At 45.4% G+C, this 15,413-nt stretch carries 13 protein-coding genes, 1 tRNA gene and 1 riboswitch; of the genes, 9 read left to right on the top strand and 5 right to left on the bottom strand.

Annotated features, from left to right (window positions below):
• Positions 1-2 precede the first annotated feature (2 nt).
• Together moaB and moaA are read right to left on the bottom strand one after the other, a co-directional pair.
• Positions 3-515, bottom strand: coding sequence for a molybdenum cofactor biosynthesis protein B (gene moaB / locus QUF19_RS11600; protein WP_004734027.1), 513 nt, complete (start codon positions 513-515; stop codon positions 3-5).
• 91 nt (positions 516-606) lie between these two features.
• Positions 607-1,596: a GTP 3',8-cyclase MoaA gene (moaA, locus tag QUF19_RS11605; RefSeq protein WP_017632500.1), complete on the bottom strand. Its 990-nt coding sequence runs from the start codon at positions 1,594-1,596 to the stop codon at positions 607-609.
• Positions 1,585-1,737, bottom strand: a riboswitch (molybdenum cofactor riboswitch). (Overlaps the previous gene by 12 nt.)
• A 194-nt stretch (positions 1,738-1,931) precedes the next feature.
• Here moaA and QUF19_RS11610 point away from each other — a divergent pair.
• Positions 1,932-2,819 carry a YvcK family protein gene (locus QUF19_RS11610; protein WP_286293763.1) on the top strand — a complete coding sequence of 296 codons (888 nt, stop codon included), beginning with the start codon at positions 1,932-1,934 and terminating at the stop codon, positions 2,817-2,819.
• 145 nt (positions 2,820-2,964) lie between these two features.
• Here QUF19_RS11610 and luxU read toward each other — a convergent pair whose 3' ends face one another.
• The 3 genes from luxU to uvrB all read right to left on the bottom strand — a co-directional run bounded on the left by luxU (position 2,965) and on the right by uvrB (position 7,024).
• On the bottom strand, positions 2,965-3,309 hold the full coding sequence (luxU, locus tag QUF19_RS11615; RefSeq protein WP_065103213.1) for a quorum-sensing phosphorelay protein LuxU: 345 nt from the start codon (positions 3,307-3,309) through the stop codon (positions 2,965-2,967).
• A gap of 23 nt (positions 3,310-3,332) precedes the next feature.
• The gene (gene luxO, locus QUF19_RS11620) at positions 3,333-4,721 is read right to left on the bottom strand and encodes a quorum-sensing sigma-54 dependent transcriptional regulator LuxO (RefSeq protein ID WP_017111109.1); all 1,389 of its coding nucleotides are present in this window, start codon (positions 4,719-4,721) and stop codon (positions 3,333-3,335) included.
• A 272-nt stretch (positions 4,722-4,993) separates the two neighbouring features.
• The gene (gene uvrB / locus QUF19_RS11625) at positions 4,994-7,024 is read right to left on the bottom strand and encodes an excinuclease ABC subunit UvrB (RefSeq protein WP_017111110.1); all 2,031 of its coding nucleotides are present in this window, start codon (positions 7,022-7,024) and stop codon (positions 4,994-4,996) included.
• Between the two features lie 509 nt (positions 7,025-7,533).
• Between uvrB and QUF19_RS11630 the strand changes: the two genes are divergently transcribed.
• From QUF19_RS11630 to nth, 8 genes are all read left to right on the top strand, one after another.
• Positions 7,534-7,609, top strand: a tRNA-Asn gene (locus tag QUF19_RS11630).
• Between the two features lie 502 nt (positions 7,610-8,111).
• On the top strand, positions 8,112-8,690 hold the full coding sequence (gene rsxA, locus QUF19_RS11635) for an electron transport complex subunit RsxA (protein ID WP_004734039.1): 579 nt from the start codon (positions 8,112-8,114) through the stop codon (positions 8,688-8,690).
• Between the two features lie 2 nt (positions 8,691-8,692).
• Positions 8,693-9,286, top strand: coding sequence for an electron transport complex subunit RsxB (gene rsxB / locus QUF19_RS11640; RefSeq protein WP_004734040.1), 594 nt, complete (start codon positions 8,693-8,695; stop codon positions 9,284-9,286).
• A 6-nt stretch (positions 9,287-9,292) separates the two neighbouring features.
• Positions 9,293-12,148 carry an electron transport complex subunit RsxC gene (gene rsxC, locus QUF19_RS11645; protein ID WP_286293802.1) on the top strand — a complete coding sequence of 952 codons (2,856 nt, stop codon included), beginning with the start codon at positions 9,293-9,295 and terminating at the stop codon, positions 12,146-12,148.
• Entirely contained in the window at positions 12,148-13,194 is a 1,047-nt protein-coding gene (gene rsxD / locus QUF19_RS11650) for an electron transport complex subunit RsxD (RefSeq protein WP_286293804.1), read from the top strand. Before rsxC ends, rsxD begins: the two co-directional genes overlap by 1 nt.
• Positions 13,195-13,206: 12 nt before the next feature.
• Positions 13,207-13,836, top strand: a complete 630-nt coding sequence (gene rsxG, locus QUF19_RS11655) for an electron transport complex subunit RsxG (protein ID WP_286293806.1) — start codon at positions 13,207-13,209, stop codon at positions 13,834-13,836.
• Positions 13,836-14,528, top strand: coding sequence for an electron transport complex subunit E (locus QUF19_RS11660; protein ID WP_017079307.1), 693 nt, complete (start codon positions 13,836-13,838; stop codon positions 14,526-14,528). Before rsxG ends, QUF19_RS11660 begins: the two co-directional genes overlap by 1 nt.
• A 205-nt stretch (positions 14,529-14,733) precedes the next feature.
• Positions 14,734-15,369, top strand: a complete 636-nt coding sequence (nth, locus tag QUF19_RS11665) for an endonuclease III (protein ID WP_286293815.1) — start codon at positions 14,734-14,736, stop codon at positions 15,367-15,369.
• The last annotated feature ends 44 nt before the right edge of the window (positions 15,370-15,413 follow it).

The following is a 15,413-nucleotide window of genomic DNA, read 5'->3' on the forward strand; positions in this document are numbered from 1 at the left end:
CCTTATACAGAAAGATGTGGCATGAAGTTACAAGGACGGTGGCTAGCGTCCATCTGTTGCTTGATGATCTTAGTCCAACCTGTGCGGCACGCACCTGTAGAACCTGGCATCGCAAAGATAACCGTGTGGTTAGCAAAACCCGCGATCGCACGAGATTGAATCGTCGATGTGCCGATCTCTTCGTAAGACACTTGGCGGAATAGCTCACCAAAGCCTTCTACTTCTTTGTCGAATAGTGGCTTAAGCGCTTCCGGTGTGCTGTCACGAGATGTAAAACCCGTACCGCCCGTGATCATGATAGCTTGAACGCTTTCATCCGCAATCCACTTAGAGACGATCGCACGGATCTTGTACATGTCATCGATAACAATTTGCTTATCAACCACGTTGTGGCCTGCTTCTTTAGCATGCTCAGCTAGGTAACCACCTGACGTGTCATTTTCTTCTGTACGAGTATCTGAAACCGTTAGTACTGCGATGTTTGCTGCTTGGAATTTGCTTTCTGCGTGACCCATTTGCTCACCTATATAAATTTTCAATGATTAGACTGATTCGCCCAGCTTAAAGAAGCTGAGCGATAAAATGCTTTAGAGTATGTATAGCGGGTTAACCGCCGATTGACGCCAAGTTTGGAGTCATGCCGCTGTTGCCATCATGCAAGAAGTGGCTAACGGACTTGGTTTGAAGCTGAGCCTGAATTCGATCAATGAGCTCTTGCTCTTGTTGATCTTCTTGAATCAGATCTCTCAGTTCAACACCGTGGTCGCCAAACAGACATAGGTGAAGTTTACCGGTCGCAGAAACACGCAGTCGGTTACAACTCTCACAGAAGTCTTTCTCGTAAGGCATGATCAAACCAATTTCACCCTTGTAGTCTGGGTGGACAAACACTTGTGCTGGGCCATCGTTAACAGCTTTGACTTTTAACAGCCAACCGTTAGCAATAAGCTGATTGCGAATCGCAACGCCAGATACATGATGTTTATCGAACAACTCGTCCATCTCGCCAGTTTTCATCAGCTCGATAAAACGTAATTGAATAGGTTTGTCTTTGATCCAATTAAGGAAGGCTGGTAATTCCTGACTGTTGAGGTCTTTCATCAATACAACGTTGACTTTGACTTGTTCATAGCCAACCTCAAACGCTTTATCAATACCTCGCATAACCTCAGTAAACTTATTCTCACCAGTGATCTGATGGAACATACGTGAATCTAAGCTATCCACGCTAACGTTTATATGAGTTAAACCAGCATCACGCCATTGCCCTACTTGTTTCTCCATGCGGTAGCCATTGGTTGTCGTGGCTACTTTTTCGATGCCTGGAGTAGAAGCAACTGTATGTATGATTTCAGGAAAGTCTTTACGCAGACTCGGCTCTCCGCCTGTAATGCGGATCTTTGAGGTGCCACAATCTGCAAACGCTTTTACAACGCGTTTGATCTCGGGAACACTTAAAAAAGACGAGTTTTTTTGCCCTGATGGTTTATAACCATCTGGCAAGCAGTAAGTACATTTAAAGTTACAGACGTCTGTAACCGACAAGCGCAAATAATAAAATTTGCGATGGAATCTATCTTCGAATTGTTGCGCCACGGAACACCTTTCCAAACACGGGAGGCATAATCATTTCCAATTAAGCCCTTGTGACAACATGTCACTGGCTCTTGATGCGTATCGGTACAGCAAATTCCACTGTGCGACTTAGCATGCGAGAGCTCGGAGTTATGGCAACTGCACGTTATATTCACACGCGCAGTAGCTGAGTAATAAAATACTTAATATTTGTACGTGAATCTAGCTCTGATGACAAAAAACGGGTCACATCGGCAAAAAAAACGTATCAAACCCTCAAAATAACTCTTGTTGAGTATCTGACGAGAAGCATTTAACCTAAATTATAGTTGGTAATAATCTAACAAGAACAAAAAATGAATATTTACTCTTCAAAGAAAGTCGTAGCAATCGGTGGAGGCCATGGCTTAGGTCGTATGCTTGCTGCATTAAAAGACTTTGGTAGTAATGCGACTGGCATTGTTGCAACAACAGATAACGGTGGTTCAACCGGACGAATTCGAGACTGCCAAGGTGGTATTGCTTGGGGAGATACTCGTAACTGTATCAACCAATTGATCACTGAGCCTTCCATCAGTTCGATGATGTTTGAGTACCGCTTTCGCGGTCAAGGTGAGCTGGACGGCCATAACCTCGGCAATCTGATGCTTACTGCTTTGGACAACTTATCCGTTCGTCCGTTGGAAGCCATCAACCTGATCAGAAACATGTTGAAGGTCGATGTGAATATCGTCCCAATGACTGAGCATCCTTCTGATCTCACAGCACTTTCAATGGATGGTCGTTGGGTTACGGGTGAAACCAACGTTGACGACATGACAGAAAAACTGCGCATGATGGACTTGTCTCCAGAAGTGCCCGCAACCAGAGAAGCCGTTGCAGCCGTCGAACAAGCCGACTGTATCGTTCTTGGCCCTGGCAGCTTCCTGACCAGTGTGATGCCTCCGCTGCTACTGCCAGAAATTGGTAAAGCAATCGCAGGAAACACCAAGGCAAAAGTTATTTTCATTGAAAACCTTTCGCCGGAACATGGCCCTGCAGGAAAAATGACGCTTCAAGAACAGCTTGAATGGTGTGAACGTACCTGCAAAGCGAGAAAAATTGATGTCGTGCTGGGCAATGCGCCGCACCCTGAACTTGAAGGACTTTGGAACTGCGTGACCACCGACCTTGCCTCTCCTAACCGAGATTGGCGACATGACCGTTTAAAGCTTCAACAAGCGATTCGGGCTCAACTCGCTTAATACTTATAGCTTGTAGCTTAATGCTTGCAGTTTGTAGTTTGTAGTTTGTAGTTTGTAGTTTGAGCTAAACGACAGAGACCAGTAAAAACAAAAAAGGAGCATCATGCTCCTTTTTTAATATCTACTGATGCCACCATCAACCGTTTTAAAGATCAGTCATCAACTGCTGATATTCCGTGTACGTTGATAGCAGAAGTTCTTGCATATCTTGAAAATCAACGTCTGTCACGGGTAACGCTTGTTTCACTTTTGCATCCACACTAATCGCAAAACTACACAAAGAATCTGCGCCAAAGCTCGCGGCGCTGCTCTTTAAGGCATGGCTAATGTCGGCCAGATACTTCGATGTATCTGTGTCTTTATTGAGATCTAGGTGCTCATAGTATCCTTTCAATTCACCTAAAAATATTTCCAGTAACACTGGAACATTCTCTTGCCCGATTTCGCCGGCAAGCTCATCAACTTTTTGCTGATTTAATACTTTCATCATCGTTCTTTCTTATTGTTTGGTGATTACTGCTTCGCATTCCACGTTTGCAATTTACGGTAAATCGTCGATGGACTGACATCCAAGAAACCTGCCGCGCGTGGGATGTTGCCATCACACGCTTTTATGGCCTGTTCGATTGCCGTTTTCTCAGTGATCCACAATGGGAAAATATCTTTTACCGTGATGTCTTCATTCTGCTTCTCTTTCAGTCGCAGACTGTTTTCAATCGGTTGATTCAATGGGGGCGGAAGCATGTTCAGAGTAATCTCTTTACCATTATTCAATACCACCACATTTCGTAATACGTTTTGTAGCTGACGAACGTTACCCGGCCACTCGTATTGATTAAAGCGATCCAGGACTTCCTGAGCAAAACGCACAAAAGCCTTACCTTCCTCAACAGACATATAGCCCAGCAGCGAGTACGCAATTTCAATAACATCTTCCCCACGCTCACGCAGTGGCGGCAAGTGCAGAGGAATCACGTATAAACGATAGTATAAATCTTCTCTAAAGCGACCTTCTTGTACTTCTTTCCAAGGATCACGGTTGGTAGCACAAACAAAGCGCACATCAACGCTCTTCATTTTTGAAGAACCCACTTTTTGAAAAGTACCAGTTTGAATGAAACGCAGAAGCTTGGTTTGCAACTCAAGATCCATTTCGCACAACTCATCGAGGAACAGGGTTCCACCATCTGCGAGTTCAGCAGCGCCTTGACGATCCGTTGCGGCACCGGTAAAGGCACCCTTAACGTGACCAAACAGTTCACTTTCAATCAAATCTTTAGGAATAGCGGCACAGTTAATCGCGATGAAAGGCTTATCACCACGCTTACTCGCAGCGTGAATCGCTTCTGCACACACCTCTTTACCGGTACCACTTTCACCCGTGATGAAGATACTCGCCTTACTTGATGCTGCAGAATCAATCGTTCGGTAGACCTGTTGCATGGTCTGGCTGCTACCAATGAAGCCTTGATAGTTTTGATTACCGGGATGTTCAGCGCTGTTTTTGAGTTTTGTCGCTTTGCGGATCGCGTTGTTCACCGTAATACGAAGTCGGTCGGCTTCACACGGTTTGATAAGAAAATCTTGAGAACCATGACGCATCGCTTCAACGGCCGTATCAATCGAGCCGTGAGCCGTCATAAAGATGACAGGAACTTCTGGGTATTTTTGTTTTACAGCAAATAGCACGTCCATACCCGTCATATCAGGTAGACGTAGATCTAATAAAATAAGGTCTGGGATTCGGTGATTCAAACTCTCAATTGCATCGCGGCCTGTGCCGACAATGTTGATATCAATCTCGAGCGGTGTAAGATACGAGCGATATAGAGCCGCTACTGAAGCGGTATCCTCTACCATCAACAAATACTTCGATTTGTTATCTAGCGTTTTTGATTGCATATCCTAGCCATTATAATTTGCATTTCTTATTATAATCGCATTCCGCTTTGCATTATGCAAATTAACCACAGTATTTGTGGAACATTTCTTTCCCTGTTTAAAACAATCAATGTGTTATCGATGTGGCACGAACGATGCAGTTATCTAACTGACCTTCGGGTCACCTAGCCAACTGACGTTGTTAGTGGACCTTGTGTTCACAAACGTAAGCCAGTAGAACATTTACTACTGGCTGTTTTTTTGTCTGAAATTCCAGTCCCGACGAGCTAACCTTAACTATTGGTAATGAACTGCTTTCTTAACTGTTCAATTTCATCACGCTTCTGTGCCGCCAATTCAAATTCCAAGTTCTGAGCATGTTGATACATTGCCGCTTCAAGCTTACTGATCTCTTTATCAAGCTGCTGTGGTGTAAGCACGGCATAACTTTCAGAAGGTTCAGCAACCTTAGATAGCGGAACTTGCTTAGACTGTCGCTGTTGTTTGGATTTAGTCAGGTCACCCAGCTCCATAATATCTTTGATATTACGTTTCAATGCTTGCGGCGTGATGCCTTGCTCTTCATTGTAAGCTTGTTGTTTTTCTCTACGACGATCAGTTTCATCAATCGCTTTTCTCATTGATTTGGTAATCGAGTCACCATACAAGATAGCTCGACCTTCCAGGTTACGCGCCGCACGACCAATGGTCTGAATCAGAGAACGCTCAGAACGTAAGAAGCCTTCTTTGTCTGCATCAAGAATAGCCACCAGCGATACTTCAGGCATATCCAAACCTTCTCGAAGTAAGTTAATGCCCACTAACACGTCAAACTCGCCCAGTCGAAGATCCCGAATGATCTCTACACGCTCAACCGTATCGATATCTGAGTGCAAGTAACGAACCTTAACACCATGCTCACTCAGGTATTCTGTTAAGTCTTCTGCCATTCGTTTAGTTAGCGTCGTGACAAGTACACGTTCTTCTTTCACTGAACGTATTCTGATTTCAGACAGTAAGTCATCAACCTGAGTCGCGACAGGCCTTACTTCAATGATCGGGTCAAGTAAGCCAGTAGGACGCACTACTTGATCAGCAATCTCACCGTCTGATTTCTCAATCTCATAATTACCCGGCGTGGCCGACACAAAAATAGTCTGAGGAGCGATCGATTCGAACTCTTCAAACTTCATCGGACGGTTATCTAACGCCGAAGGCAGTCTAAAGCCAAACTCAACCAAGGTTTCTTTACGCGAACGGTCACCTTTATACATCGCCCCTATCTGGGGAACCGTCACGTGTGACTCATCGATAATCAAAAGGCCGTCATTTGGCAGGTAATCAAACAAGGTTGGCGGTGCTTCACCTTCATTACGTCCACTCAAATAGCGAGAGTAGTTTTCAATACCCGAGCAGAAACCTAGCTCCGTCATCATCTCAATATCAAACTGAGTTCTTTGGGAGATGCGCTGTTCTTCGAGAAGCTTGTTGTTGTCTTTTAAATATTGCGCCCTATCGCGTAACTCATCCTTAATCTTCTCAATCGCTTCAAGGATTTTCTCTCTTGGAGTGACATAGTGCGTTTTTGGATAAACCGTAAAACGAGGTAAGTCTCTCTGTTTAATAGCACCGGTTAACGGGTCAAAAATACTTATACAGTCTACTTCATCATCGAACATTTCGATTCGAACTGCGTCTTGGTCAGATTCTGCTGGGAAGATATCAATCACTTCACCACGGACACGGAACTGACCACGCTCAAATGCGACATCGTTTCTCGAATATTGAAGCTCAGCCAAGCGACGCAAAATATCACGCTGATCCATCACCTCACCACGACTCAAGTGCAGCATCATTTTCAAATAAGACTTGGGATCACCAAGACCATAGATAGCCGATACAGACGCAACAATGATGGCGTCTTTACGTTCAAGAAGCGCTTTGGTCGCTGATAGCCTCATTTGTTCGATATGGGCATTCACCGACGCATCTTTCTCAATGAAAGTATCCGTGGTTGGAACGTAAGCTTCTGGTTGGTAGTAATCGTAGTAAGAAACGAAGTACTCGACGGCATTATTTGGAAAGAAAGATTTCATCTCACCATAAAGCTGAGCAGCCAACGTCTTGTTCGGTGCTAACAGAATGGCAGGTCTTTGCGATTGGGAAATGACATTGGCAAGAGTAAAGGTTTTACCTGAGCCCGTTACCCCTAATAGAGTTTGATGTGCCAAACCAGAATCTAATCCATCTAGTAATCTGGTTATCGCTGTCGGCTGGTCACCGGACGGGCTGTAGTCCGATACCAAATCAAAGAGTTTGCTCATAGGTTGCCATTTCCATACTGTGTTTTTAATCAGGTCATTGTCACTCTAGGAGCCATCTCGTTGCAACTATTATCTAGAGAAATGCGCCTTAAGATTGAATATCAGTGATAGCTTTTATTTTTAGAACTTGGTATTATCCGTGCCCCTGCAAAGTTTCCCCAGCTAAATTACTCGAATTTTAATCCACTACTTTTCCCCAAAAAATCTAAAAATACCGCTTGTTTTACTGTTCGCTTTATAATCTATAAAAGTTATACAATCGTGATAGTTTGGTGCTATTCCTTTAAATACATCACGTTAGCTATAATTTTTACATTTTCAGATTTATCCCAATTATTGTTGTTAAAGTTTCACACACACACTTATCCACAATTTTGGTGGATAACTAAAGCAAAGCTAAATCCGATAAGGCGTCCAAGAAAGTAAAGTTTTTTATCTTATTTTTTTCTGCTATTTTTTATTGACAGAAAATAGGACTCTTATTAAAATTCGCGTCGCTGACAAGCAATTCCCCTTTAGTTCAGTTGGTAGAACGGCGGACTGTTAATCCGTATGTCGCAAGTTCAAGTCTTGCAAGGGGAGCCAAATTCAGAACAAAGCTCAATCGAAAGATTGGGCTTTTTTCGTATATAATTGCGACTAACTTGTTCCAAGTTAATGTCACACCCGAATCGTCGGACCGTGCTACCCGCCCGCGTTCAAGTCTCGACAAGGGGGCCAAATTTAAAGAAGCCGCATCACTTGATGCGGCTTTTTGCGTTTTAGTGCTTTGGGGACGTATTCGACTCGCCGCTTTCCTTCTCTTTTTGATAGTTCTGAGTACTAAAACCCACAAATATGACCCTATTCGTAGGAAGCAGATCGAGTTCAATTCAAGAATGATTTTGTGAAAGATCCAGCCCAACCACTCCGATAAACTTGTCTAACCAAGTAGAAATTGGCCGTCTATACTTACCGTAACTTTAATAATCAAACGATTACCTGATGTTTTTTTCACCAAGTGTCTAAATCCCTAGTGATCCTTGGTTGTTATTAGGTGAGCAAAGCAGGATAATATCGGGATCGGAATCTCAAGAATTAATCCATTATGACCGAATACCTTTTGTTGTTGGTTGGCACAGTGCTGGTCAATAACTTTGTGCTAGTGAAGTTTTTAGGGCTATGTCCTTTCATGGGAGTCTCCAAGAAACTGGAGACTGCGATTGGCATGGGCCTCGCGACGACTTTCGTTCTAACGTTAGCGTCGGTATCTGCATACCTAGTAGAAACCTACATCCTTACCCCTCTGGGTATTGAATACCTGCGTACCATGAGCTTCATCTTGGTTATCGCGGTGGTTGTTCAATTTACGGAAATGGTCGTTCACAAAACCAGCCCGACTCTATATCGCCTGTTGGGTATCTTCTTGCCTCTTATCACCACCAACTGCGCGGTGTTAGGTGTGGCACTTTTGAACATCAATGAAAACCACAACTTCATTCAGTCGATCATCTATGGTTTCGGCGCAGCGGTTGGTTTCTCTCTTGTTCTGATCCTATTTGCTGCGATGCGTGAACGTATTGCGGTTGCTGATGTCCCAATGCCATTTAAAGGCGCATCAATTGCGATGATCACAGCAGGCCTAATGTCTCTGGCATTTATGGGCTTTACTGGGTTGGTGAAATAAGCATGAGTACCATTTTAATTGCGATCATTGCGCTAGCCGTTTTAGCCGCTGTTTTTGGCGCTATTTTGGGCTTTGCTTCTATCCGCTTTAAAGTAGAAGCCGATCCTATCGTTGATCAAATCGACACCATTTTACCGCAAACTCAATGTGGCCAATGTGGCTACCCAGGTTGTCGCCCATACGCAGAGGCGATCGCTAATGGTGACAAGATCAACAAATGTCCTCCCGGTGGCCAAGCAACCATTGAAAAACTAGCAGATTTGATGGGCGTAGAAGTTGAAGACTCCGCTCATGACTTAGATAACAAAGTAAAAACCGTTGCCTTCATTCATGAAGATATGTGTATTGGCTGCACCAAATGCATTCAAGCCTGCCCTGTCGACGCCATTGTTGGTGGCACCAAGGCACTTCACACAGTAATCAAAGATGAATGTACAGGTTGTGATCTATGTGTCGCACCGTGCCCTACTGACTGTATCGAAATGATTCCAGTGGCAACAACGACTGAAAATTGGAAATGGCAGATGAACATCATTCCTGTTACTGATATCACTAACCAAGCGACTGATGCGACCGCGTCAGAGCCTAAGGCGTAGGTTAGTATGATCTCTTTAATTGAACAAATTCGCACGGGCTCTATTTGGAACTTCCCGGGCGGCGTGCACCCTGCTGAAAACAAGAAACAGTCCAATACCACTGACATCGTGCATGCAAGACTTCCTGAAGAAATCGTTCTTCCGGTAAAACAGCACATCGGTAAGCCTGGTAACTTGTTGGTTTCTATCGGTGACATTGTACTAAAAGGCCAACAACTGACAGCCTTAGAGACTGGTTTTACTTTGCCAGTACATGCACCAACATCGGGTGTAATTACCGCTATCGAACCACGAACCACTGCTCACCCTTCAGGCTTGAGCGACGTGTGCGTGGTTATTAAACCTGATGGCCGAGATGCTTGGGTTGTAAAACACCCGGTTGAAGATTTTTCTACAAAGACATCCGATGAACTGCTTGATGTAATTCGCCAAGCTGGTATCTCAGGCATGGGTGGCGCAGGCTTCCCTACCGCCAAAAAGCTTCAATCAGGCTTAGGCCGCACTGATATTTTGATCATCAACGCTGCGGAGTGTGAACCTTACATCACCTCTGATGACAAATTGCTTCAAGAACATGCCGAAGAAGTACTAAAAGGCATCGAAGTGGTTGAACACATCCTTCAACCAAAGCTGACCGTTATCGGCATTGAAGACAACAAGCCAGACGCAATAAAAGCACTTGAGATTGCGGCGAAAGACAAAGATATCGTGATTCGTGTTATCCCAACCAAATACCCTTCTGGTGGTGAGAAGCAACTGATCAAGATCCTCACCAATAAAGAGGTTCCAGCTGGCGGTATTCCTGCAGATATTGGTGTTTTGGTTCAGAACGTCGGCTCTCTCTACTCGATAAAGAGAGCAGTAATCGACGGTGAACCCGTCGTTAACCGCGTTGTAACCCTAACCGGTAAAACCTTTAAGCAACCTCGTAACGTTTGGGCGCTACTAGGCACACCAGTACATGAGTTACTTGAAGAGTTTGGCTACAAGGCCGATAAAAAACTGCCGCGTTTGATTTTGGGCGGCCCTATGATGGGCTTCACCTTGCCACATGCCAATGTGCCAATTACCAAAACATCGAACTGTATTTTAGCGCCAACGCGCCGTGAGATTTCACCAAGCACTTACGAGATGGAATGTATTCGATGCAGTGCATGTGCCGAAGCTTGTCCTGCCTCTCTGCTACCTCAACAGCTGCAATGGCACGCGAAAGCCAATGAGTTAGATAAGTGTGAAGAACTAAATATTAAAGACTGTATTGAATGTGGTGCTTGTGCGTTTGTCTGCCCAAGTGAAATCCCGCTCGTTCAGTACTATCGCCAAGCGAAAGCAGAAATCAAAACAAGAAAAGACGAAGCGACGGCCGCAGAACGCGCCAAGATTCGTTTCGAAGAGAAAAACGCTCGTATGGAGCGTGACAAAGCAGAACGCGAAAATCGCTTCAAGAAAGCCGCGGATAACCGTCGTAAAGACATGAAATCGGCCGACGGTGACGACGCAATTGCTGCGGCTATTGCACGTGTTAAAGCTCAAAAAGCAACGGCAGACCAAGATACAGCCGCGGAGCCAACCGTAAAACCTGCAGTTGCTGCTGCCATTGCTCGTGCTAAAGCAAAGCAGGCTGCTGCTCAGAAAGAGAGTAATTCTGAACCTGATAACTCTGAAATGTCGAAACTACGTGAAGCACGTAAACGACAAGCTCGAGAGCGTAAGGCACAACAAGCAGAATCTGCTTCTGATGCTCCAACTGAAAGCTCTGGCGATGCTAAGAAAGACGCGGTTGCTGCAGCTATTGCTCGTGCTAAAGCCAAGAAAGCACAACAAACAGAGTCAGCTCCTGAAGCTTCAACTGAAAGCTCTGGCGATGCTAAGAAAGACGCAGTCGCTGCGGCCATTGCTCGTGCTAAAGCCAAGAAAGCACAGCAAACAGAATCAGCTTCTGAAGCTCCGGTTGAAAAATCAGGTGACGCTAAGAAAGATGCAGTTGCTGCTGCAATAGCTCGCGCCAAAGCAAAGAAAGCACAGCAAGCGGAATCAGCTTCTGATGCTCCAGCTGAAAGTTCTGGTGATGCCAAGAAAGATGCAGTCGCTGCCGCAATAGCTCGCGCTAAAGCGAAGAAAGCACAACAAGCGGAATCAGCTTCTGATACTCCAGCTGAAAGTTCTGGCGATACTAAGAAAGACGCTGTTGCTGCAGCTATCGCCCGTGCTAAAGCAAAGAAAGCACAACAAACGGAGTCTGCTTCTGACGCTCCGGCTGAAAAATCAGGCGATGCTAAAAAAGACGCCGTTGCTGCTGCGATTGCACGTGCTAAAGCGAAGAAAGCACAACAAACTGAAACAGCTTCTGAAGCTCCGGTTGAAAGCTCAGGCGATGCTAAGAAAGATGCAGTTGCTGCGGCTATTGCTCGCGCTAAAGCAAAAAAAGCACAGCAAGCTAAGCAGGAAGAGACAACTGAAACTCCTGAGCCCGAGGCTCCACAAGAGTTAGGTGATCCTAAAAAAGCTGCCGTTGCTGCTGCAATAGCCCGTGCTAAAGCCAAGAAGGAGCAACAAGCTAAGCAAGACGAAACCGCAGAAGCTCCTAAGCCAGTGATTGAAGCTGAAACTCAACAAGAATCAGTCGACCCTAAAAAAGCTGCCGTTGCTGCTGCAATAGCTCGCGCTAAAGCGAAGAAAGCACAGCAAGCGAAACAGGCCGAGACAGAAGAAACACCGGAGCCTGTGACCGACATTAAGACTGAGACTCAACAAGAACCAGTCGACCCTAAAAAAGCAGCGGTTGCTGCAGCGATTGCTCGTGCTAAAGCAAGAAAGGCGCAGCAAGAGCAAGACAAAAAGAATAATGAGGAGAAAGAGTAGTGGCCTTCTTTATCGCCAGCTCACCGCACGCGCACAATCGTAGAAGCACCCCTGATCTCATGAAATGGGTCGCTATTTGTGCATTGCCAGGTCTACTAGCTCAAACCTACTTCTTTGGATGGGGTACGCTCATCCAGTTAGTATTTGCTATTGCACTTGCTGTTACCTTTGAAGCCGCTGTAATGCTGTTAAGAAAACGTCCTCCAGTGATGGCATTACGTGATTACAGCGCTGTTGTGACCGCTTGGCTACTCAGTGTCGCGATTCCCTCACACTCTCCGTGGTGGATTCTAGTCATAGGTATGTTCTTTGCTATCATCATCGCAAAGCACCTTTATGGCGGCCTTGGGCAAAACCCATTTAATCCCGCAATGGTGGCTTACGTTGTTTTGCTGATCTCATTCCCAGTTCAGATGACGAGTTGGAATGCGCCGACCAGCTTAACCGCTGAAGCAACGAGCTTTGTTGACTCATTTTTGATGATCTTTACCGGTTTCAACAATGAAGGTTTGTCTCTTCAACAAGCACGTCTTGGTATTGATGGCACCACAATGGCGACACCACTCGACGCATTCAAAACGGCATTGACGGCAGGCAACACCGCTTCTGAAGCTCTATCTCAACCACAATTCAGCTGGTTAGCTGGTGTGGGTTGGGAATGGGTGAACCTTGCCTACCTAGTCGGCGGCTTGGTGCTCATCAAGCAACGCGTGATTCAGTGGCATATTCCGGTCGCTTTTATTGCTAGCCTTGCGCTGTTTAGCCTAGTGTTCTTAGTGCTGACGCCTGGTGAAACCGCATCTCCAACCATTCATCTATTGTCTGGCGCAACCATGCTTGGTGCATTCTTCATTGCAACCGATCCGGTTTCAGCCTCGACGACAGTGAAAGGTCGCTTGGTATTTGGTGCCCTGATTGGCGGGTTAGTCTTTATTATCCGCAGTTGGGGTGGCTTCCCTGATGGCGTGGCGTTTGCTGTATTGTTAGCTAACATGTGTGTTCCACTGATTGACTACTACACCAAACCTCGTACATACGGCCACTAAGGAGCGGATACCATGCTAAATGCAATTAAGAAAAACGGCCTTGTACTCGCGATTTTTGCGTGTGCTTCGACAGGTTTGGTCGCGGTAACTCACTACCTGACCAAAGACCAGATTAAGCAGCAAGAACAAGCTCAGTTACTGTCTGTTCTTAACCAAGTTATCCCGCACGATCTGCACGATAATGAACTCTTTTCAGCCTGTACTCTGGTTCAAGCAGAAGAGCTAGGCACTGAACAAGCGATGCCAGCTTACATTGCTAAACTCAATGGTGAGCCAAGTGCGATTGCGATCGAAGCGATTGCACCCGATGGCTACAACGGCGCGATTAAGGTCATTGTTGGGATGAAAATCGACGGTACCATTTTAGGTACTCGCGTTCTTTCCCACCAAGAAACTCCAGGATTGGGTGATAAGATTGATCTACGCGTGAGTGATTGGATTCTCTCATTTGCTGGTAAGCAAGTGGCGGATTCTAATCTTGACCGTTGGAAGGTTCGTAAAGATGGTGGTGACTTTGACCAGTTCACTGGCGCAACCATTACGCCAAGAGCTGTCGTTAAGTCAGTGAAGCAAGCGGTGCAGTACGTTAATCAAAACAACCAAGCATTGCTTGCTCAACCTCTAAATTGTGGTGGTGAATAATGAGTGACCATAAAACACTAATCAAAAATGGCATGTGGGCCAACAACCCTGCCCTAGTGCAACTCCTTGGCTTATGTCCGCTGTTGGCTGTCTCTTCAACTGTGACTAACGCTCTTGGATTAGGTATCGCTACCTTGCTTGTACTAGTCGGCTCGAACGTGTCTGTCTCTTTGGTTCGAAACCATGTGCCAAAAGAAGTGCGTATTCCTGTATTCGTGATGATCATTGCTTCACTGGTAACCTGTGTTCAACTTCTGATGAACGCTTACGCTTATGGCCTTTACCTCTCTTTGGGTATCTTCATCCCACTGATCGTAACCAACTGTATCATCATCGGCCGAGCTGAAGCCTTCGCGTCTAAAAACGAAGTTTTGCCTGCTGCTCAAGATGGTTTTTGGATGGGTCTTGGCATGACATCGGTACTGGTTGTATTGGGTGCGATGCGTGAGGTTATTGGTAACGGCACCCTATTTGATGGCGCAGACCTGCTCCTTGGTGATTGGGCTTCGGTATTACGAATCCAGATATTTGAATTTGATAACAGCTTCTTGTTAGCCCTGCTTCCACCAGGAGCCTTCATTGGTGTTGGTTTCTTGATTGCGTTGAAAAACATCATCGACAACCAAGCTAAAGCTAGACAGCCCAAACAAGAAAAACCAGCCATTGAACGCGCTCGCGTTACCAATGCCTGATAAGTTACAGTAGCTTAAATTCTGCTGAGTAGCTCAACCGCTCAGCAGGTAAATAGATTGACCAAGTACACATAATAATGACGCTCATAAGAGCGCGTAACCGATGATAAAGCCTGAACCATTGCGGAACTTGTTATTTTGAAACGAGTAGTTTGAAAGAACTTCGCCGGAACTCAAGCCCTAACTATTTGAAAGTAATGTCGCTATGAACAATGTAAAACGAGTAGAAATACTTGAGCGTTTAAGAGAAAACAATCCAAAGCCAGAAACCGAGCTTAACTGGAACAGCCCTTTCGAGTTGCTGATCGCCGTGCTCTTATCTGCACAGGCAACCGATGTCAGCGTCAACAAAGCCACTGATAAGCTTTATCCGGTCGCTAATACGCCACAGGCTATTTTCGACCTAGGCATTGATGGCTTAAAAGAGTACATCAAGACCATCGGCCTGTTTAATTCGAAAGCAGAAAACACCATCAAAACGTGTCGTATGCTGCTTGACCTGCATAATGGTGAAGTACCGGAAGATCGCGCTGCATTAGAAGCCCTTCCTGGCGTTGGTCGTAAAACGGCCAACGTAGTATTGAACACCGCTTTCGGTTGGCCAACCATTGCCGTTGATACTCACATCTACCGTGTATCAAACCGCACCAAGTTAGCGATGGGAAAAACGGTCGACGATGTTGAAGCTAAGCTGCTCAAAGTCATTCCAAAAGAATTCAAACTGGATGTCCACCACTGGCTCATTCTTCATGGACGTTACACCTGTGTCGCGCGTAAACCACGCTGTGGCAGCTGTATCATCGAAGACCTATGTGAGTACTCTCCACCAAAAAAAACGTAAAGAGCTAACGTACGATAAAGATAGGGATTCCAGTTGGAATCCTT

Origin of the sequence: Vibrio sp. FE10, assembly GCF_030297155.1 — a bacterium.
Taxonomy (GTDB): Bacteria; Pseudomonadota; Gammaproteobacteria; order Enterobacterales; family Vibrionaceae; genus Vibrio; species Vibrio apostichopi.